Source organism: Pseudomonas citronellolis, assembly GCF_900112375.1.
Taxonomy (GTDB): Bacteria; Pseudomonadota; Gammaproteobacteria; order Pseudomonadales; family Pseudomonadaceae; genus Pseudomonas; species Pseudomonas citronellolis.
Map to the genome: position 1 here is coordinate 170929 of NZ_FOLS01000006.1, position 20033 is coordinate 190961.

Sequence of the window (20033 nt, forward strand, 5' to 3'; positions counted from 1 at the left end):
CTCTCCCGGCCAGTGAATCTCGGAACACCAGAAGAACCGGCCCTTGAGCCGGTTTTTTGTTGCCTGCGCGCACCCGCGCGACGCCTTGCGCACCGCCCGCGACCGCCCATTGCGGTCCAACTTCAGGAACGCCATGAAACCCGCCCGTCTGCGCGCCGACATCCTGGCCGGCCTCACCACGTCCTTCGCCCTGGTGCCCGAGTGCATCGCCTTCGCCCTGGTGGCCCACCTCAACCCGCTGATGGGCCTGTACGGCGCCTTTTTCATCTGCACCCTCACCGCCCTGTTCGGCGGCCGGCCGGGCATGGTTTCCGGGGCCGCCGGCTCCATGGCCGTGGTGATAGTGGCGCTGGTGGTGCAGCACGGCGTGCAGTACCTGCTGGCCACCGTGCTGCTGGGCGGCCTGGTGATGATCGCCTTCGGCCTGCTGCGCCTGGGCAAGCTGGTGCGCATGGTGCCGCACCCGGTGATGCTGGGCTTCGTCAACGGCCTGGCGATCGTCATCGCCCTGGCCCAGCTGGAGCACTTCAAGACCGGCGGGGCCTGGCTCGGCGGCGCGCCGCTGTACCTGATGCTGGGCCTGGTGGCGCTGACCATGGCCATCGTCTACCTGCTGCCGAAGCTGACCCGCGCGGTGCCGCCGGCGCTGGTGGCGATCCTCGGCGTCGGCCTGCTGGTATACCTGCTCGGCCTGCCCACGCGCACCCTCGGCGACATGGCGCACATCGCCGGCGGCCTGCCCGCCTTCGCCCTGCCGCAGGTGCCGTGGAACCTGGAGACGCTGCGGATCATCACGCCCTACGCCATCCTCATGGCGCTGGTCGGCCTGCTGGAAACCCTGCTGACCTTCAACCTCACCGACGAAATCACCCGGAGCCGCGGCTACCCGGACCGCGAGTGCGTGGCCCTGGGCGCGGCCAACATGGTCTCCGGGGCGTTCGGCGGCATGGGCGGCTGCGCCATGATCGGCCAGACCATGATCAACCTCGGCTCCGGCGGCCGCGGGCGGGCTTCCGGGGTGGTCGCCGGGGTGATGATCCTGCTCTTCGTGCTGTTCCTCTCCCCGCTGATCGAGCGCATCCCGCTGGCGGCGCTGGTCGGGGTGATGTTCGTGGTGGCCCAGCAGACCTTCGCCTGGGCCTCGCTGCGGGTGCTGAACAAGGTGCCGGCGAATGACGTGCTGGTGATCATCGCGGTGACCGTCGTCACCGTGTTCACCGACCTGGCCATCGCCGTGCTCTGCGGCATAGTCGTGGCCGCCCTGGACTTCGCCTGGAAGCACGCCCGCGAACTCTACGCCGACAGCCACCTGGAGGCCGACGGCAGCAAGCTCTATCGCCTCCACGGCACGCTGTTCTTCGCCTCCACCACGACCTTCCTGGAACAGTTCGACACGGCCGGCGACCCGCCGCAGGTCACCCTGGACTGCCGCCACCTGAGCTTCGTCGACTACTCGGCCATCGCCGCGCTGAAGACCCTGCGCGAGCGCTACGCCAGGGCCGGCAAGCACCTGCGCGTGGTGCACCTGTCCGAGCGCTGCAAGCAGTTGCTCAAGCGCGCCGGGGTGCAGCACGGCTGATTCGGACGTTCTTCCGAAAATGACCGGCAGCGCTGGCGCGCCGGGAACCCTATGGAATAATGCCGCCCCTTTTTTGACTAGGAGGTCCACATGGTCACTCACTTCCTGATTGGCACCAGCCAGGCCGCTTGCGGCCGCAGCGACCCGAACGTGGCGGGCTCGCAGGATGTCGCGCAGGTCAGCTGCAAGACCTGCCGCCGCACCAACGCCTTTACCCAGGCGCAGGAAACCACGGGCACCGCGCCGGCTGCGGCGCCGAAGAGCAAGCAGCCCGCCCGCGCCCCGGCACAACCCGGCCGCGACGCCGCCCGGCAAGCCTGGCAGGCGCGCCTGAGCGCCCTGTCCGGCAAGACCCGCCTGCCCCGCGGCAGCCGCCGCGCCCAAGCGTACGTCTGATCGCCGCTGCGCTGCCGGCGGTGCCCGCTGGGCGCCGTCGGTATGCATAGGCTCGGCATCTTTACGGGCCACGCAGTTCGGCGCGCCGCCGCCCTAGACGCCTGTACGGACGCGGCGCTCCAGTTCGGCGACGAACTCCGCCAGCGGCATCGGCTTGCCGAACAGGTAGCCCTGCAGGCAGGGCACGCCGCGGGCCGCCAGGTAGTCGCGCTGCGCCGGCGTCTCGATGCCTTCGGCGATGACCTGCAGGTCCAGGCGGTCGCAAAGGTCGAGGATGCTGTCGAGGATGTGCCGGGAACGGCTGTCGTCGTCGACGGTGGCGACGAAGCTCTTGTCGATCTTCAGGGCGTCCACGCGGAAGCGGCGCAGGTAGGCCAGGCTGGAATGGCCGGTGCCGAAGTCGTCTATCGCCAGGGTCACACCCAGGTCGCGCAGGCAGCCGAGCAGGTCGTCGGTGGGGGTGTCGATCAGTTCGCGCTCGGTCAGCTCCAGCATCAGTTGCACCGAGCCCACCGGGAAAGCGCCGAGGAAGTCCAGGCAATCGGTCAACAGGCTGCTGCTGCGGCAATTCACGGCGCTGACGTTGACGCCCAGGTGGAAGCCGTCGCCCAGCAGGTGCGCGTGCTTAGGCAACTGGGCCGCCAATTGCTGCAAGAGCGCGCGGGTCATGGGCACGATCAGGCCGCTCTGCTCGGCCAGGGGGATGAAGATATCCGGGCTGACCAGCCCCGCGCGCGGGTGGCGCCAGCGCATCAGCACCTCGGCGCCGATCCAGCGGCCGCTGGCGGCGTCCACCAGCGGCTGGAGGAAGGGCACGAATTCGCCGGCGTACATGGCCCGCTCGATCTCGCGGGCAGGCGTCGCCGCGCGCCCCAGCATCCAGTGGCAACCGAGGCCGAACAACCCGCCGAGCACCGCCAGCATGGCGAACAGCGGCCAGTAGTCGTCGCGCATCACACCCCACTGGGCGCCGGCCGGGAAGCCACCGACCACCTGGTAGGGAAAGCGCGTCGAGGTCTGCTGCGTCTCGGCCAGGGGGAAGGCGTCGGGCGCGCCCTCGTGCACCTCGCCCGCCTCGTCCATCCAGCGCGGGCCGATCTGGACCAGCAGTTCGCTGCGCTGGTCCACCAGTTGCAGGACGTTGCTCAGGTAGCGCCCGTCCACCGCCGCCAGCACGGCGGCGGGACCTTCGGCCAGGCGGTACACGATCAGCGCGAAGTCCGGCGTCACCGCATTGCCGGGCAACAGGTTGAGGCGCCCGTCGACGAAATCGGCCGTGTTCACCGCTTCGTCGACGTTGCCGAACAGCGAGCTGCAGAACACCCGGCCATCACGCACCAGGTTGACGGTGCGCACGAAGGGCACGGTGGCGACCTGTTCGCGCAGCACCAGCTCGGCCGCGGCGCATGGCCCTTCGGCATAGGCGATGGTGGCCCGCGCCGAGCCGGCGGCGTTGCCGAGCATGATGTCGATCAGGTGCAGCGCCTCGCTCGAGGCGAGCCCCGCTTCACGCTGGAGGCTGACCAGTGTCTGCCAATAGATGATGCCCCCGCCCAGCAGCAGCGGCAGCAGGGCGACCAGCAGGGAAACGCACAGGCGCCAGAGCAGGCGCCGGACTTTGCTCGATCCAGGCATCCGTGTCATCCCGGGCGCCGCCGCTGTCATCGGGCTCGGCGAGCAGCCTGAGCGGGCGCCTGAAACCAGCGTAGATCATTCCGCCTGCGGCACCCTGGCCTCGGTGGCGATCGGCCAAAGGTCGTATAATCCCCGCCCTCGTCCCTGCTCCGAGCGCCGAACGACGCCATGCCCAAAGCCCGACTCCAGCCGGAGGGGAACTTCCCCCCCGCGCCCCTGCTGCGCCGCTTCGCGGCCATGTTCTACGACTTCCTGCTCTGCGTGGCCCTGCTGATGGTGGTCACCCTGCTCTACCAGCAGGTGCTGCTGCGCCTGCTCCTGGGCGGCGAAAAGCTCCGGCAGCTCGCCGACCAGGGCGGGCTGGTCGGCGACCCGCTGCTGTCCAGCCTGCTGTTCATCAGCCTGTTCGCCTTCTTCGCCAAGTTCTGGACGCACAAGGGCCAGACCCTCGGCATGCAGGTCTGGGGCGTGCGCGTGCAGAACGCCGACGGCACGCCGATCAGCCTGATGCAGGCGCTGCTGCGCTTCATGATCGCCATCGGCTCCTGGGCCTGCGGCGGGCTGGGCTTCCTGTGGATGCTCTGGGACAAGGACAAGCGGACCTGGCACGACCGCTATTCGGAGAGCGTGGTGATCCAGATTCCCAAGGCGGTGCGCAAGGCGACGCAGGGGCGGGGGTGAGGCTGGGGCGTGAAGGGAGAGGGTGCCGTTCGTGCCGCCGGGGCGTCCGGTGTGGCCTGGGAATCCAATCGCGGACAGAGTCCGCTCCTACGCCCGTGCTTCCCTGAACCTGTCTTGCGCCGAGGTGCTCTTCGTAGGATGGGTTGAGCTTGCGATACCCATGCTGCCGTGGTGATGGGTATCGCTTCGCTCAACACCATCCTACGAAAAGCCGTGTTTCCTGGAACCGTAGGAGCGGACTCCGTCCGCGATTGGACCCGCCACCCGCACCGAACCGTCCGGGATATCACCCCGCCCGCTTGAGCAACCACGCCCCCAACAACGCACAGATCGCCGCCGGCAACAACACCGCCAGCAACGGCGGGAAGTTGAACACCTGGCTCGACGGCCCCAGCAGATCCTGGGCGATGCGGAAGGTAAAGCCCACCAGCACCCCGGTGAACACCCGCTGGCCGAGGGTCACGCTGCGCAGCGGGCCGAAGATGAAGGAAATGGCCATCAGCACCAGGGCCGCGGTCACCGCCGGCTGCAGCACCTTGGTCCAGAACGCCAGCCAGTAGCGGTTGGTGCTCAGGCCCTGGTCCTTGAGGTAGTGGATGTATTCCCACAGGCCGCTGATGGACAGCGCCTCGGGCTCCATCACCACGGTGCTGAGCAGTTGCGGGCTGAGCTGGATGTTCCACGCCTCGGACGGTGCGCTGACCAGTTCGCTGCGCTTCTCCTGCGGGTGCAGCAGCGTGGTGTTCACCTCTTCCAGGGTCCACTGGCCGTCGCGGAACACCGCGCGCTTGGCGAAGCTGGCGCTCTTGAGCACGTGGCCTTCGGCGAAGTCGTAGCGCGTCACGCCCAGCAGGGTGCCGTCGGCCTGCACCACGTTGATGTGGATGAATTCCTGCCCCTGGCGGTGCCACAGGCCGTTGCGCGAGCTGACCGCGCCGCCGCTGCTCTGCGCCAGGGCACGGTCGCTCTGGGCCTGGGTCTCGGTGTAGGGCACCACGTATTCGCCTATCAGGATGCCGGCGAACATCAGCACCAGCATCGGCTTCATCACCGCCCAGACGATGCGCTGCAGCGACACCCCGGCGGCGCGCATGATGGTCAGCTCGCTGTTGCTGGCCAGGGTGCCCAGACCCACCAGGCAGCCGATCAGCGCGGCCATCGGCAGCATGTCGTAGGCGCGGCTGGGCGCGGTGAGCAGCACGTACTTCAGGGCCACGCCCAGGGTGTAGTTCTCGTCCAGGGCGCCCAACTGGTCGATGAAGGCGAACAGCAGGGCCAGGCCGAGGATCACCCCCAGCACGGCGAGGATGGCGACGAAAATGGTAATGCCGATGTAGCGGTCGAGCTTACGCATGCTTGCGCTCCTTCACGGAGCGTGCGCGCGAGGCCGCCCATTTCAGACTCAGCGGTTCCCAGAAGGCCAGCAGCAGGCCGATGGCCAGGAAGATCGCATGTACCCACCACAGCCCCAGGGCCATGGGGATCTTGCCCTTGTCGAGCATGCCGCGGGCGGCGATCAGCAGCGCCAGGTAGGCCATGTACAGCAGCACCGCCGGCAGCAGCTTGAGGAAGCGGCCCTGGCGCGGGTTGACCCTGGACAGCGGCACCGCCAGCAGGGTGACGATGAACACCAGCAGCGGGATGGAGAAGCGCCACTGCAGCTCCGAGCGCATGCGCGGCTCCTTGCTGGCGAACAGGTCGCTGGTGGGGATGGCGTCGCGGTCGTCGATCTCGCTGCTCACCTCCGGCTTGGGCAGCAGCACGCCGTAGGTGTCGTACCTGATGGCGCGGTAGTCGGCCTGGCCGGGCACGCCGTCGTAGCGGAAGCCGTCCTTGAGGATCAGGTAGCGGCTGCCGTCGGGGTGGATCTGCTGCTGTCCGCTGGTCGCCACCAGCACCGCGAGGCCGCGGTCCTGGCCGTTGCGCGGCGGGTTCTTGTCGGAGATGAACACCCCGCCGAGCTGGGTGCGGTCGTTGCTCAGTTGCTCGGTGTAGGTCACCCGCGAGCCGTCGCGCATCGACTGGAAGCGGCCCGGCGCCAGGGTGTCGAACTCGGTCATGGCGTCCTGCTTGTTCAGGATCAGCTGCATCTGCGCGATGCCCTGGGGTGCCAGCGACAGGCTCAGCCAGGCCACCAACAGGGCGATCAGCGCCGCCGGCGCCATGCTGTAGGCCAGCAGGCGCTGCTGGCTCATGCCGGTGGCGGTGAGCACCGTCATCTCGCTTTCCAGGTACAGCCGGCCATAGGCCAGCAGGATGCCGAGGAACAGCCCCAGGGGCAGGATCAACTGGAGGAAGCCGGGCAGGCGCACGCCCATGATCATGAACAGCGAGCCGGGGTCCAGCATGCCCTGGGCGGCCTGCGCCAGGTACTTGATGAAGCGGCCGCTCATGATGATCACCAGCAGCACGGCGCTCACCGCGCTCATGGTGACCAACACTTCACGGGACAGGTAACGGAAGACAATCAAACCGGGCACTCCAGGGTTGTCACGCTCGGGCGGCTACGCTCAAACTAGCCGCCGTGAGGCACTGCCGGCACGCCCTACGACGGGCCGGTGAAAAATACGCGGCATTATCCTGCGATTCGCCGGGCCTGTCACTGCGCAGACACCGGGACGGGTCGCCGACCACCCGCCACTTCGACCCTTCGCTCCGGGGACACCTTGTCATGGAATTCCTTGTAAAAAGCGTCAGTCCGCAAACCCTGAAGACCGCCACCCTGGTGCTCGCCGTCGGCGAAGGCCGCAAACTCGGCGCCGTGGCCCAGGCCGTGGACGCCGCCAGCGGCGGCGCCATCGCCGCCCTGCTCAAGCGCGGCGACCTGGCCGGCAAGGTCGGCCAGACCCTACTCCTGCAAGCTTTGCCCAACCTTAAGGCCGAACGCGTGCTGCTGGTGGGCGCGGGCAAGGAGCGCGAACTCTCCGACCGCCAATACCGCAAACTGGTTTCCTCGGTGCTCGGCAGCCTGAAGAGCCTGGGCGGCGGCGACGCCGTGCTGGCCCTGGGCGACCTGGCGGTCAAGGGCCGCAACGCCCACGGCAAGGCGCGCCTGCTGGTGGAGACGCTGGCCGATGGCCTGTACGTGTTCGACCGCTTCAAGAGCCAGAAGGCCGACGCGCCCAAGCTGAAGAAGATCACCCTGCTGGCCGACAAGGCCGACGCCCCCGCCGTCGAGCAGGGCGCCAAGGAGGCCCAGGCCATCGCCAACGGCATGGCCCTGACCCGCGACCTCGGCAACCTGCCGCCGAACCTCTGCCACCCCAGCTTCCTGGCCGACGAGGCCAAGGCCCTGGCCAAGGCGCACAAGAACCTCAAGGTCGAGGTGCTGGACGAGAAGAAACTCCGCGAGCTGGGCATGGGCGCCTTCCTCGCCGTGGCCCAGGGCAGCGAGCAGCCGCCGCGGCTGATCGTGCTGCAGTACAACGGCGGCAAGAAGGACGAGGCGCCCTACGCGCTGGTGGGCAAGGGCATCACCTTCGACACCGGCGGCATCAGCCTCAAGCCCGGCCTGGGCATGGACGAGATGAAGTTCGACATGTGCGGCGCCGCCAGCGTCTTCGGCACCTTCCGCGCGGTGCTGGAACTGCAGCTGCCGATCAACCTGGTGGGCCTGCTGGCCTGCGCCGAGAACATGCCCAGCGGCCGCGCCACCCGCCCCGGCGACATCGTCACCACCATGAGCGGGCAGACCGTGGAAATCCTCAACACCGACGCCGAAGGCCGCCTGGTGCTGTGCGACACCCTGACCTACGCCGAGCGCTTCAAGCCCCAGGCGGTGGTGGACATCGCCACCCTCACCGGCGCCTGCATCGTCGCCCTGGGCGCCAACACCTCGGGCCTGATGGGCAACAACGACGCCCTAGTGCGCCAACTGCTCAAGGCCGGTGAGCACGCCGACGACCGCGCCTGGCAACTGCCGCTGTTCGACGAGTACCAGGAGCAGCTGGACAGCCCCTTCGCCGACATCGCCAACATCGGCGGGCCGAAGGCCGGCACCATCACCGCCGGCTGCTTCCTCTCGCGCTTCGCCAAGAAGTACCACTGGGCGCACCTGGACATCGCCGGCACCGCCTGGATCAGCGGCGGCAAGGACAAGGGCGCCACCGGCCGCCCGGTGCCGCTGCTCACCCAGTACCTGCTGGACCGCGTGAAGTAATGGCAAAGCGCAATCGTTCGATGGGATCGCCGGCATGACGCGGGTCGACTTCTACGTCATCCCCAGCGCCGATCCCGACGCGCGCCTGACCATCGCCTGCCGCCTGGCCGACAAGGCCTGGCGGCAGGGCATGCGGGTGTACCTGCTGTGCGCCGACGAAACTCAGCGCGAGGCCCTGGACGCGCGTCTGTGGAGCTTCCGCAAGGAAGCCTTCGTGCCGCACAACGCCGCCGAGGAAGACGCCCAGGCCCCGGTCACCCTGGGCCTGGGCGAGCCGCCGGCGGGCCGCCGCGACCTGCTGATCAACCTGACGCTGGCGGTGCCGGCTTTCGCCGGCGAGTTCTCGCGCATCGCCGAACTGGTGGTGGAGGAGCCTGCCATCCGCCAGGCGGCGCGGGAGAATTTCCGCTACTACCGCGAGCAGGGCTATCCTTTGCAGGACCATCGCCTGCCGCGCCTCTGACGCTCTACCGGAAAAATGGACAGCCGCAAGCCTCCGCAAGACCCCGACCACCTGCTCGACGACCTGGAGTCGATCCACGACCTGCTCGGCGAGCCGGATGGCGAACCGCCCCTGCTCACCGAATCCTTCGAGCCGGACAACATCCCCCTGCTCTCCGACGTGGTGCAGGCCTCGCCGCGGCCGGCCCCGGCCGAGGAAGAGCCCGAGGACGACCTGCCACCAGCGGGCCACAACCGCGAACAGGCCCGCCTGGACAGCGAACTGCGCGCCGCCGCGCAACTGATCCTGCAGGACGTGATCGACGACTTCGTGCCGCAGATCGAAGCCGAACTGCAGCGCCGCCTGGAAGCGCGCCTGCAAAGGCTGCTGGCGCAGCGCAAGCCTTGACGCCGGCCCATTGCAGGAGCGCGCCCTGCGCGCGAAATCGCGGGCAGGGCCCGCTCCTACAGGTTGACGCCGGACCTCCTGCCCACGCCAAACGGCCCCCTCTCCCTCCGGGAGAGGGCTGGGGTGAGGGCAACGGGGCCAACCCGAAACCCCGCCGTAACGCCCCCTGCCCATTGTAGGAGCGCGCCCTGCGCGCGAATCGCGGGCAGGGCCCGCTCCTACAAGTTGACGCCGGACTTCCCGACCACGCCGAACGGCCCCCTCTCCCTCCGGGAGAGGGCTGAGGTGAGGGCAACGGGACCAACCTGAAAACCCCGCCGTAACGCCCCCTGCCCATTGTAGGAGCGCGCCCTGCGCGCGAATCGCGGGCAGGGCCCGCTCCTACAAGTTGACGCCGGACTTCCCGACCACGCCGAACGGCCCCCTCTCCCTCCGGGAGAGGGCTGAGGTGAGGGCAACGGGACCAACCTGAAAACCCCGCCGTAACGCCCCCTGCCCATTGTAGGAGCGCGCCCTGCGCGCGAATCGCGGGCAGGGCCCGCTCCTACAGGTTGACGCCGGACCTCCCGCCCACGCCGAACGGCCCCCTCTCCCTCTGGGAGAGGGCTGGGGTGAGGGCAACGGGACCAGCCTGAACACCCGCCGTAACCGGCAAACCCCATTTCGCAAGCAGGCTCCCTCCTACGCAAGCCCCCTCCAGCCCCCTGATCGCCGGTGGCCGCCGCCCCTCGGCAGCCGTTATACTCTCCGGTTTTCCGTCTAGCCGCTAACAGGGTCCCGCCGCGCTCATGGACAAGACCTACCAGCCCCACGCCATCGAATCCCACTGGTACCCCACCTGGGAGCAGAACAACTACTTCGCCCCGCAGGGTTCCGGCGAGCCGTACACCATCATGATCCCGCCGCCGAACGTCACCGGCAGCCTGCACATGGGCCACGGCTTCAACAACGCCATCATGGACGCGCTGATCCGCTACCGCCGCATGCAGGGCCGCAACACCCTGTGGCAGCCGGGCACCGACCACGCCGGCATCGCCACCCAGATGGTGGTGGAGCGCCAGCTGGCCGCCCAGGGCGTCGCGCGCCACGACCTCGGCCGCGAGAAGTTCCTGGAGAAGGTCTGGGAGTGGAAGGAACAGTCCGGCGGCACCATCACCCGGCAGATCCGCCGCCTGGGCTCCTCGGTGGACTGGTCGCGCGAGCGCTTCACCATGGACGACGGCCTGTCCAACGCGGTGAAGGAAGCCTTCGTCCGCCTGTTCGACGACGGCCTGATCTACCGCGGCAAGCGCCTGGTCAACTGGGACACCAAATTCCACACCGCCATTTCCGACCTGGAAGTGGAGAACCACGACGAGAAGGGCCACCTCTGGCACCTGCGCTACCCCCTGGCCGACGGCCACAAGACCGCCGACGGCAAGGACCACCTGGTGGTCGCCACCACCCGCCCGGAAACCCTGCTCGGCGACAGCGCGGTCGCCGTGCACCCGGAGGACGAGCGCTACCAGGCCCTGATCGGCACCTTCGTCGAGCTGCCGCTGGTGGGCCGGCGCATCCCGATCATCGCCGACGACTACGTCGACCGCGAGTTCGGCACCGGCTGCGTGAAGATCACCCCGGCCCACGACTTCAACGACTACGAAGTCGGCAAGCGCCACGACCTGCCGCTGATCAACATCTTCGACAAGGACGCCGCCGTCCTCGCCACCGCCCAGGTGTTCAAGCTCGACGGCAGCGTCAACCCGGATGTCGACGCCAGCCTGCCGGCCGCCTACGCAGGCCTGGACCGCTTCGTCGCACGCAAGCAGATCGTCGCCGACTTCGAGGCCAAGGGCCTGCTGGAGAAGATCGACGACCACGCGCTGAAAGTGCCCAAGGGCGACCGCTCCGGCACCGTCATCGAGCCCTGGTTGACCGACCAGTGGTACGTCTCCACCAAGCCGCTGGCCGAACCCGCCATCGCCGCCGTGGAAGACGGCCGCATCCAGTTCGTGCCCAAGCAGTACGAGAACATGTACTTCAGCTGGATGCGCGACATCCAGGACTGGTGCATCAGCCGCCAGCTGTGGTGGGGCCACCGCATCCCGGCCTGGTACGACGAGGCCGGCAACGTCTACGTCGGCCGCGACGAGGCCGAAGTGCGCGCCAAGCACAACCTCGGCGACGCCAAGCTGCGCCAGGACGAAGACGTGCTGGACACCTGGTTCAGCTCGGGCCTGTGGACCTTCTCCACCCTCGGCTGGCCGGAACAGACCGAATACCTGAAGACCTTCCACCCCACCGACGTGCTGGTGACCGGCTTCGACATCATCTTCTTCTGGGTGGCGCGCATGATCATGCTGACCATGCACCTCATCAAGAACGAGGACGGCACCCCGCAGATCCCGTTCAAGACCGTGTACGTCCACGGCCTGGTGCGCGACGGCCAGGGCCAGAAGATGTCCAAGTCCAAGGGCAACGTGCTCGACCCGCTGGACATCGTCGACGGCATCAGCCTCGACGCGCTGCTGGAAAAACGCACCAGCGGCATGATGCAGCCCAAGCTCGCCGAGAAGATCGCCAAGCAGACCAAGGCGGAATTCCCCGAAGGCATCGCCAGCTACGGCACCGACGCCCTGCGCTTCACCTTCTGCTCACTGGCCTCCACCGGCCGCGACATCAAGTTCGACATGGGCCGCGTCGAGGGCTACCGCAACTTCTGCAACAAGCTGTGGAACGCCGCCAACTTCGTCATCGAGAACACCGATGGCCAGGATACCGGCGTGAACGGCGAGCCGGTCGAGCTGTCCGCGGTGGACCGCTGGATCATCTCCGCCCTGCAGCGCACCGAGCAGGAAGTCGCCCGCCAGCTCGACGCCTTCCGCTTCGACCTGGCCACCCAGGCCCTCTACGAGTTCATCTGGGACGAGTACTGCGCCTGGTACCTGGAACTGGTCAAGCCGGTGCTGTGGGACGAGAACGCGCCCGTCGAGCGCCAGCGCGGCACCCGCCGCACCCTGGTGCGCGTGCTGGAGACCGCGCTGCGCCTGGCGCACCCGTTCATGCCCTTCATCACCGAGGAAATCTGGCAGCGCATCAAGGCCTCCGCGGGCAAGAGCGGCGAGACCCTGATGCTGCAACCCTGGCCGGTGGCCGACGAGGCGAAGATCGACGCCGCCGCCGAAGGCGACATCGAGTGGGTCAAGCAGCTGATGCTGGGCATCCGCCAGATCCGCGGCGAGATGAACATCTCCATGGCCAAGCGCATCGACCTGGTGCTGAACAACGCCTCCCCCGAAGACCACCGCCGCTTGGCCGACAACGAGCCGCTGCTGATGAAGCTGGCCAAGCTGGAGTCGGTGCGCGTGCTCGACGAAGGCGAGGAACCGCCGATGTCGGCCACCGCGCTGGTGGGCGAACTGCAGGTGCTGGTGCCCATGGCCGGGCTGATCGACAAAGCTGCCGAACTGGCGCGCCTGGACAAGGAAATCCAGCGCCTGGAAGGCGAGGTCAAGCGCGTGGGCGGCAAGCTGTCCAACGAAGGCTTCGTCGCCAAGGCCCCGGCCGAAGTGATCGAAAAGGAACGCGCCAAGCTCGCCGAAGCCGAGCAGGCGGTGACCAACCTGATCCAGCAGCGCGAGAAGATCGCCAGCCTGTAACAGGCATCATCCACAAGGCCCGCGAATGCGGGCCTTGTGCTTTCTGGCACTGACGTTACGGCCGGCGGCGGATAACCGCGAACGGTTATCCGCCCTACGATTCCAGAGAAGCACGGTCGTAGGAGCGGACCTTGTCCGCGATAGCCGGACATCCCGGCGCGATTCGCGGATGAGATCCGCTCCTACGCTGCCCCACCTGCGCCATTCCCCTGTAGGAGCGCGCCCTGCGCGCGAATCGCGGGCAGGGCCCGCTCCTACAGGCACAGGAGAAACACCGTCGTAGGAGCGGATCTCATCCGCGATTGCGCCGGCAGGGCCGGCGTTCGGTCCATCGCGTGCGGAGTCCTACCATACCGGCGAGCACGGCTTCTCGTAGGAGCGAGCTTGCTCGCGAACAGACTCCGCTGCGGGGCTCATTCGCGAGCAAGCTCGCTCCTACGAAGAGAAGAGCCCTGTCCCTCAGAACACCGTGCCAACCGGGTAGACGTAGGCATTCACGTCATAGAAGGGCGTGCGCTGGTAGAACCATTCCAGCCGCGCATGCGGGTCCTTGGCGAAGGCCTTGTCCTCCTTCAGCTTCTTCTCGAATTCCGCCTTCAGCTGCGGGTCCTCGGCGAGCATCTTGCGCGCCATCGGCTCCATCACGTATTCCTCCGGTTCTTCGGCGGACACCAGCGTCGAGTTGAAGAAGCCCCAGGACCAGAAGGAGTCCGGGCTCTCGGCGGTCAGCAGGTTGATCGCCAGCACACCCAGCGGCTGGTCGGTGTCGATCACCACCGAGCCTGCCGGGAAGGTCTGCAGGCGCTGGAACGGCTTGCCGGTTCCGCTGACCAGCAGGTGCCCCTCGTAGCCGGGGATTTCGTTGGCCGCCGCGCGGTCCGGTTCGAAGCCGCCGGCCAGCTTGATGTCGTCCATGCGGTACAGGGTGACTTCGATGGCAGCCGGCTGCTCCAGGGTCTTCATGCGGATGCCGTGGGCCTTGAGCCGGGCGATGACCTCGCGCCACTGCACCGGCACCACGTACTGCTTCGGCCGCTTGACCACAAGGTCAGGCACCGAGTTGTCGCTGATCGGCACCTGCAAGGTCTTCGGCTTGTTGCTCCAGACGATGGTCTTCGCGCCGGTGATGGGCGATTGCTCGTAGCGGTAGTCGCCGACGACGAAGGGCGTGTGCTGCTCCTTGCCCGGCTTCCAGGTCAGGATCACCTCCTTCTGCGCCTCCAGGCGCTCGCGGTCCTTGGCGATGGCGGCCTTGAGCGACTCGGCGTTGTCGCCGATCACCTGGAACATCGCCTTGAGCATCACGTAGTTGCCCAGCACCTGGGTTTCATACGGGTGCAGCGCATGCTGCTCGATGAGGATCGAGGGCACGTTGCGGATGTCGCCGTACTGGTTGGAGAAACGCGCCAGGTCCGTGCGGTAGGGGTAGTAGCCCTTGGCCGGGTCCTGGTTGTCGTTGAGGCTGATGCACTCGTGCACCACGTGGCCGTCGCCCTCCAGTTCCTTGTACACCGGGCCGCGCATGACCTTGTCCATCCACTGGCTGGACGCCGGCGACCAGCCGTTGCCGTTGTGGCAGTAGGAGCTGTCGTAGGGGTACATGGCGCCGTCGGTGGAGTGGGTGTCGGCGAAGAAGCTCAGGTCGTACTGGTTGAACACCCAGGCGACGTTGCGGATTTCCGCGCTGTCGAGCTTGGTGAAGTCGCGGTTGAGGTTCAGGTTCAGGCCGTTGACGCGCCAGCCGGTGACCTCCGGGCCGTTCTGGTTGATGCGCCCGTAGGGGCTGCGGCGCAGGTCGCCGTCGACGTTCACGGTGGGGATGAAAAGGATGTTGACCTTCTCCAGCAGCCCCGCCAGCGGCTTGGCCCCGGCGGTCATGTCGCGCAGCAGCATGAACATCGCGTCCTTGCCGTTGGCCTCGCCGGGGTGGATCTCGGCCTCGACGAAGAGCGTCGGCTTGCCCGAGCCGTTCAGCCCGGCCGGCGACTTGTCGGCCTCGCTGGACGCGGTCACCAGCAGCATCGGCTCGCCGCTGGCGCTCTTTTCCGGCAGCTCGCTCAGCTGCAGCTTGCCGCCGGAAGCATCGGCGAGCTTCTTCAGGTACTCGCGGGTCTGCTGGTAATCGCTGGTCTGCCGGAAGCCGCTGGACTCGGCCAGGGTGATCAACGGGTCGTCGGGCTTGGCCAGGTAGCGGGTGCTGCTCAGCTTCTGCTCGAACATCGGCGGCAGGATGCGCTGCTTGGCGGCCGCCGGGTAGCCGCTGTCGTCGACGTAGCCGGGCGCCTGGGGCAACGCGGCCAGGGCCGGCAGGCTGCTGCTCAGCAGCAGCGCGGCGTACAGCGGGCGGAATCCTCGATGGCGCATGGTGGGCCTCCTTTCGCGGTGAGCCATGGCCCGGAAACCTTAGACCATGATCCGCGCGGCCGAAGGGGCCGGTTGTCGCAGGTGTCATTCCGGGGTGGAATGACTACCCGAAGAAAGCTCGCTTGGCGCGGCGCAGGCTTTGGGCCGAAGATCGACGCGCCAGCGCGGCCCGGAAAGCCGCCGTCCCGACTTCCACAGGAGCCCGCACCATGTCCGACCTCCCCGCCCGCAATGGCGGCCAGATCCTCGTCGAAGCCCTGCTGCGCAACGCGGTGGACACCGTCTACTGCATCCCCGGCGAAAGCTACCTGCCGGTGCTCGACGCCCTGCACGACGCGCGTTCGATCCGCACCATCGTCACCCGCCACGAAGGCGCCGCCTCGAACATGGCCGACGCCTACGGCAAGCTCACCGGGCGCCCGGGCATCTGCTTCGTCACCCGCGGGCCGGGCGCCACCCACGCGGCCAACGGCGTGCACACGGCGAAACAGGACTCCACGCCGATGATCCTCTTCGTCGGCCAGGTGGAAAGCGCCTTCAAGGGCCGCGAGGCGTTCCAGGAGGTGGACTACCGGCAGATGTTCGGCGGCCTGGCCAAATGGGCCACGGAGATCGACGACATCCAGCGCATCCCCGAGGTGGTCGCCCAGGCCTTCGCCGTGGCCCAGTCCGGCCGCCCCGGCCCGGTGGTGGTCGCCCTGCCGGAGGAAGTGCTGTTCGGCACCGCGCAGGTGGCGGACGCGCCCGCCCCGCGCATCCCGCAGGTCGCCCCGCCGCTGGCCGCGCTGGAGGAGCTGCGCAGCCTGCTCGCCCGCGCCCGCAAGCCGCTGCTGGTGATCGGCGGCACCGGCTGGGACGATGCCGGGCGCCGCGCCCTGCAACGCTTCGCCCGGGCCAATGAACTGCCGGTGGTGGCCTCGTTCCGCCGCCAGGACCTGTACGACAACCGCGACGAGCAGTACGTCGGCCAGCTCGGCTTCGGCGCCTCGCCCAAGCTCGCCGCGCGGGTGCAGGGGGCCGACCTGCTGCTGGTGCTCGGCTCGCGCCTGAGCGAGACGCCCAGCGCCGGCTACACCCTGGTGCGCAGCCCGAAACCCGGGCAGACGTTGATCCACGTCCACCCCGACGCCAGCGAGCTGGGCCGCGTCTACCAGGCCGACCTGCCGATCCAGGCCAGCCTGCCGGCTATGGCCGCCGCCCTCGACGCCCTGGCGCCCCTGGAAAACCGTCCCTGGGCCGAGTGGACCGCCGAGGCCCGCGCCGACTACCTGGCCTACTCCACCCCGCCGGCCAGCCCCGCCGAACTGCAGGGCGTGGACCTGGCCGCGGTGGTCGGCCACCTCGCCGAAACCCTTCCCGAAGACGCGGTCATCAGCAACGGCGCCGGCAACTACGCCGTCTGGGTGCACCGCTTCTACCGCTACCGCGCCGCCCGCAGCCAGCTGGCACCCACCAACGGCGCCATGGGCTACGGCTTCCCCGCCGCCATCGCCGCCAAGCTGCGCGAGCCGCAGCGCGAGGTGGTGTGCTTCGCCGGCGACGGCTGCTTCATGATGTACCCGCAGGAACTGGCCACCGCCGTGCAGTTCGGCGCCGCGCTGATCGTCATCGTGGTCAACAACGGCATGCTCGGCACCATCCGCATGCACCAGGAACGCGAGTACCCGGGGCGCGTCTCGGCCACCGAACTGCACAACCCGGACTTCGCCGCCCTGGCCCGGGCCTTCGGCGCCCACGGCGAGTTGGTCGAGCGCACCGAGGACTTCGCCGCCGCCTTCCAGCGCGCCCAGGCCTGCGGCAAGCCGGCGCTGATCGAGCTGCGCACCGACCCACGGCAGATCACCCCGGTGGCGCGGCTTTCCTGAAAACTGCGGGAGGCTTCGCTAAGCTGCATCGGATCAAGGCATTGCGCCCGTCGCCTGGGCACAATGCCCGCCGATTCGCCGGCTAAGGAAGCGCATGAATCCGCAACTGCTCTGGGTCCTGTTCCTGCTCGCCACCGCGGTGGCACTGTTCGTCGTCAACCGGCCGCGCATGGACGTGGTCGCCCTGCTGGCCATGGTGGCCCTGCCGCTGAGCGGCGTGCTCAGCGTGCAGGAAGCCCTGGCCGGCTTCGCCGACCCCAGCGTGGTGCTGATCGCCGCGCTCTTCATCATCGGCGAGGGCCTGGTGCGCACCGGCGTGGCCTACCGCATCGGCGAGTGGCTGACGCACAAGGCCGGCAGCGACGAGACGCGCCTGCTGGTGCTGCTGATGCTGGCGGTGGCCGGGCTGGGCTCGGTGATGAGCTCCACCGGGGTGGTGGCGATCTTCATCCCGGTGGTGCTCAGCGTCGCCGGGCGCCTGAACGTCTCGCCGGCGCGGCTGATGATGCCGCTGAGCTTCGCCGGGCTGATCAGCGGCATGCTCACCCTGGTGGCCACGCCGCCGAACATGGTGGTGCACAGCGAACTGGTGCGCGAGGGCGAGCCGGGCTTCGGCTTCTTCAGCTTCACCCCCATCGGCCTGGTGATCCTGGTCCTGGGCGTGGCCTACATGCTGGTGGCCCGGCGCTGGCTCGGCGACAACCACGACGGCCCCGGCAACGCCGCGCAACGCCGCTCGCTGCGCGACCTGATCCGCGACTACCAGCTGGCCGGGCGCGAACGCCGGCTGCGCATCCGCCCCGACTCCACGCTGGCCGGCATGACCCTCGGCGACGTCCAGCTGCGCACCGAGCGCGGCACCAACGTGATCGCCATCGAGCGCCTGGCGCGCTTCCGCCTGAAGATCCTCAGCCCCGGCGCCGACGTGGTGCTGCAGGTCGGCGACGTGCTGCTGGTGGACATCTACCAGCCGGGCATCGACCTGCTCGCCCTCTACCACGAATACGGCCTGGAGCCGCTGAGCCTGCACGGCGACTACTTCACCGAGCGCGCCCACGAGGTGGGCATGGCCGAGGTGACGCTGCCGCCGGAATCCGCGCTGCTGGGCAAGAGCATCCTGCAGCTGGGCTTCCGCAGCCAGTACGGGCTCAACGTGGTGGGCCTGCGGCGCAACCGCGAAGCCGTGGTCGACGGCCTGCTGGACGCCAAGCTGAAGGTCGGCGACACCCTGCTGGTGGTGGGCGCCTGGAAGGACATCCGCCAGCTCCAGGGCCAGGGCCGCGACTTCCTGGTGCTGAGCCTGCCGGCGGAGGTGGACGAGGCCGCGCCGGCAGCCAGCCAGGCGCCCCACGCGTTGCTGAGCCTGGGGGTGATGGTGCTGCTGATGGTCAGCGGCCTGGTGCCCAACGTGCTGGCCGCGCTGATCGCCTGCCTGCTGATGGGCGCCTTCCGCTGCATCGACATGGACAGCGCCTACCGCGCCATCCACTGGCAGAGCCTGGTGCTGATCGTCGGCATGCTGCCCTTCGCCCTGGCCCTGCAGAAGACCGGCGGCATCGACCTGGCGGTGCGGGCCCTGGTGGCGGCCCTGGGCGGCGCCGGGCCCTACCTGATCCTCGCCAGCCTGTTCCTGCTCACCGCGCTGATCGGCCTGTTCATCTCCAACACCGCCACCGCCGTGCTCATGGCGCCGGTGGCCATCGCCACCGCCAGGGCCCTGGGCGCCCAGCCGGAACCCTTCGCCATGATAGTCGCGCTGGCCGCCTCGGCGGCCTTCATGACGCCCATCTCCTCGCCGGTGAACACCCTGGTGCTGGGCCCCGGGCACTACCGCTTCGGCGATTTCGTCAGGGTCGGGGTGCCCTTCACTCTGCTGGTGATGATCGTCAGCGTGTTGCTGGTACCCTGGCTGCTGCCGCTGCATTGACCGAACAAGGAAAGCCCATGGAAGTGAGCAAGACCAAGAGCAGTTTCTACCGCCGCCTGTACGTCGCCTGGCTGGTGCACAGCGGCCAGGCCAGCAGCGTGCCGGCGCTGATGGAAGCCACCGGCATGCCCCGGCGCACCGCCCAGGACACCCTGGCGGCGCTGGCCGACCTGGACATCGACTGCGTGTTCGAACAGCACGCCGGCGAGCGCAACAACGCCGGGCACTACCGCATCCGCGACTGGGGCGCCATCGACCCGCGCTGGATCGAGGCGAACCTGGCGAAGATCAAGGCGACTCTGGAATACCCCTGAATCCGCCTTGTAGGAGCGGACCTTGTCCGCGATAGCCGGACATATCGGCGCGATTCGCGGATGAGATCCGCTCCTACGCCGCCCCACCTGCGCCATTCCCCTGTAGGAGCGCACCCTGCGCGCGAATCGCGGGCAGGGCCCGCTCCTACAGGTTGCCTGGAGACATGGCATTCCTAACCGGAGCGGACCTTGTCCGCGATAGCCGGACATATCGGCGCGATTCGCGGATGAGATCCGCTCCTACGCCGCCCCACCTGCGCCATTCCCCTGTAGGAGCGCACCCTGCGCGCGAATCGCGGGCAGGGCCCGCTCCTACAGGTTGCCTGGAGACATGGCATTCCTAACCGGAGCGGACCTTGTCCGCGATAGCCGGACGTCCCGGTGCGGTTCGCGGATAAGATCCGCTCCTACGCCGCCCCACCCACGCCATTCCCCTGTAGGAGCGCGCCCTGCGCGCGAATCGCGGGCAGGGCCCGCTCCTGCAGGTTGCCTGGAGACATGGCATTCCTAACCGTAGGAGCGGACCTTGTCCGCGATAGCCGGACGTCCCGGAGCGGTTCGCGGATGAGATCCGCTCCTACGAGAAGCAGAAGGCGCGCTTCTGTGGGAAAATCGCCCTCCGCTC

14 protein-coding genes are annotated in these 20033 nt (G+C 68.4%); 10 read left to right on the forward strand and 4 right to left on the reverse strand.

Going from position 1 to position 20033, the window contains the following annotated elements:
* The first annotated feature begins 133 nt into the window (after nt 1-133).
* Both BM060_RS08110 and BM060_RS08115 read left to right on the forward strand, forming a co-directional pair.
* The gene (locus tag BM060_RS08110; protein ID WP_074979037.1) at nt 134-1579 is read left to right on the forward strand and encodes a SulP family inorganic anion transporter; all 1446 of its coding nucleotides are present in this window, start codon (nt 134-136) and stop codon (nt 1577-1579) included.
* Between the two features lie 90 nt (nt 1580-1669).
* On the forward strand, nt 1670-1975 hold the full coding sequence (locus BM060_RS08115) for a hypothetical protein (protein WP_074979039.1): 306 nt from the start codon (nt 1670-1672) through the stop codon (nt 1973-1975).
* A 93-nt stretch (nt 1976-2068) separates the two neighbouring features.
* On the opposite strand, the gene BM060_RS08120 is transcribed toward BM060_RS08115, so the two are convergent.
* Nucleotides 2069-3610, reverse strand: a complete 1542-nt coding sequence (locus BM060_RS08120) for an EAL domain-containing protein (protein ID WP_074979041.1) — start codon at nt 3608-3610, stop codon at nt 2069-2071.
* A gap of 168 nt (nt 3611-3778) precedes the next feature.
* Here BM060_RS08120 and BM060_RS08125 point away from each other — a divergent pair, with 168 nt between their 5' ends.
* Complete coding sequence (locus tag BM060_RS08125) at nt 3779-4291, forward strand: RDD family protein (protein ID WP_074979044.1); 513 nt, start codon at nt 3779-3781, stop codon at nt 4289-4291.
* A gap of 286 nt (nt 4292-4577) precedes the next feature.
* On the opposite strand, the gene lptG is transcribed toward BM060_RS08125, so the two are convergent.
* Nucleotides 4578-5645, reverse strand: coding sequence for an LPS export ABC transporter permease LptG (gene lptG, locus BM060_RS08130; protein WP_074979046.1), 1068 nt, complete (start codon nt 5643-5645; stop codon nt 4578-4580).
* On the reverse strand, nt 5638-6762 hold the full coding sequence (gene lptF / locus BM060_RS08135; RefSeq protein ID WP_074979048.1) for an LPS export ABC transporter permease LptF: 1125 nt from the start codon (nt 6760-6762) through the stop codon (nt 5638-5640). The genes lptG and lptF overlap by 8 nt, the downstream gene beginning before the upstream one ends.
* A gap of 200 nt (nt 6763-6962) precedes the next feature.
* On the opposite strand from lptF, the gene BM060_RS08140 reads away from it, so the two are divergent.
* The 4 genes from BM060_RS08140 (at nt 6963) to BM060_RS08155 (ending at nt 12938) form a co-directional block, all read left to right on the forward strand.
* Nucleotides 6963-8450, forward strand: coding sequence for a leucyl aminopeptidase (locus tag BM060_RS08140; protein WP_074979050.1), 1488 nt, complete (start codon nt 6963-6965; stop codon nt 8448-8450).
* A gap of 34 nt (nt 8451-8484) precedes the next feature.
* The gene (locus BM060_RS08145; protein ID WP_074979052.1) at nt 8485-8913 is read left to right on the forward strand and encodes a DNA polymerase III subunit chi; all 429 of its coding nucleotides are present in this window, start codon (nt 8485-8487) and stop codon (nt 8911-8913) included.
* Between the two features lie 15 nt (nt 8914-8928).
* The gene (locus BM060_RS08150) at nt 8929-9300 is read left to right on the forward strand and encodes a hypothetical protein (protein ID WP_009616139.1); all 372 of its coding nucleotides are present in this window, start codon (nt 8929-8931) and stop codon (nt 9298-9300) included.
* Between the two features lie 788 nt (nt 9301-10088).
* Nucleotides 10089-12938, forward strand: coding sequence for a valine--tRNA ligase (locus tag BM060_RS08155; protein WP_074979054.1), 2850 nt, complete (start codon nt 10089-10091; stop codon nt 12936-12938).
* 459 nt (nt 12939-13397) lie between these two features.
* Here BM060_RS08155 and BM060_RS08160 read toward each other — a convergent pair whose 3' ends face one another.
* Nucleotides 13398-15302 (reverse strand): M14 family metallopeptidase, encoded by a 1905-nt coding sequence (locus BM060_RS08160; RefSeq protein WP_074979056.1) that lies wholly within the window; start codon nt 15300-15302, stop codon nt 13398-13400.
* Nucleotides 15303-15511: 209 nt separating this feature from the next.
* Between BM060_RS08160 and BM060_RS08165 the strand changes: the two genes are divergently transcribed.
* The 3 genes from BM060_RS08165 to BM060_RS08175 all read left to right on the forward strand — a co-directional run bounded on the left by BM060_RS08165 (nt 15512) and on the right by BM060_RS08175 (nt 19408).
* Nucleotides 15512-17167 carry a thiamine pyrophosphate-binding protein gene (locus BM060_RS08165; RefSeq protein WP_074979058.1) on the forward strand — a complete coding sequence of 552 codons (1656 nt, stop codon included), beginning with the start codon at nt 15512-15514 and terminating at the stop codon, nt 17165-17167.
* A gap of 94 nt (nt 17168-17261) precedes the next feature.
* Nucleotides 17262-19094: an SLC13 family permease gene (locus BM060_RS08170; protein WP_074979060.1), complete on the forward strand. Its 1833-nt coding sequence runs from the start codon at nt 17262-17264 to the stop codon at nt 19092-19094.
* 17 nt (nt 19095-19111) lie between these two features.
* Nucleotides 19112-19408 carry a winged helix-turn-helix domain-containing protein gene (locus BM060_RS08175; protein ID WP_043315920.1) on the forward strand — a complete coding sequence of 99 codons (297 nt, stop codon included), beginning with the start codon at nt 19112-19114 and terminating at the stop codon, nt 19406-19408.
* Nucleotides 19409-20033: the final 625 nt, after the last annotated feature.

What these genes read in the sequence shown, in the direction of transcription:
- BM060_RS08110 (WP_074979037.1), top strand. Translation starts at nt 134, where the DNA reads ATGAAACCCGCCCGTCTGCGCGCCGACATCCTGGCCGGCCTCACCACG.
- BM060_RS08115 (WP_074979039.1), top strand. Translation starts at nt 1,670, where the DNA reads ATGGTCACTCACTTCCTGATTGGCACCAGCCAGGCCGCTTGCGGCCGC.
- BM060_RS08120 (WP_074979041.1), bottom strand. Translation starts at nt 3,610, where the DNA reads ATGCCTGGATCGAGCAAAGTCCGGCGCCTGCTCTGGCGCCTGTGCGTT.
- BM060_RS08125 (WP_074979044.1), top strand. Translation starts at nt 3,779, where the DNA reads ATGCCCAAAGCCCGACTCCAGCCGGAGGGGAACTTCCCCCCCGCGCCC.
- lptG (WP_074979046.1), bottom strand. Translation starts at nt 5,645, where the DNA reads ATGCGTAAGCTCGACCGCTACATCGGCATTACCATTTTCGTCGCCATC.
- BM060_RS08140 (WP_074979050.1), top strand. Translation starts at nt 6,963, where the DNA reads ATGGAATTCCTTGTAAAAAGCGTCAGTCCGCAAACCCTGAAGACCGCC.
- BM060_RS08145 (WP_074979052.1), top strand. Translation starts at nt 8,485, where the DNA reads ATGACGCGGGTCGACTTCTACGTCATCCCCAGCGCCGATCCCGACGCG.
- BM060_RS08150 (WP_009616139.1), top strand. Translation starts at nt 8,929, where the DNA reads ATGGACAGCCGCAAGCCTCCGCAAGACCCCGACCACCTGCTCGACGAC.
- BM060_RS08155 (WP_074979054.1), top strand. Translation starts at nt 10,089, where the DNA reads ATGGACAAGACCTACCAGCCCCACGCCATCGAATCCCACTGGTACCCC.
- BM060_RS08160 (WP_074979056.1), bottom strand. Translation starts at nt 15,302, where the DNA reads ATGCGCCATCGAGGATTCCGCCCGCTGTACGCCGCGCTGCTGCTGAGC.
- BM060_RS08165 (WP_074979058.1), top strand. Translation starts at nt 15,512, where the DNA reads ATGTCCGACCTCCCCGCCCGCAATGGCGGCCAGATCCTCGTCGAAGCC.
- BM060_RS08170 (WP_074979060.1), top strand. Translation starts at nt 17,262, where the DNA reads ATGAATCCGCAACTGCTCTGGGTCCTGTTCCTGCTCGCCACCGCGGTG.
- BM060_RS08175 (WP_043315920.1), top strand. Translation starts at nt 19,112, where the DNA reads ATGGAAGTGAGCAAGACCAAGAGCAGTTTCTACCGCCGCCTGTACGTC.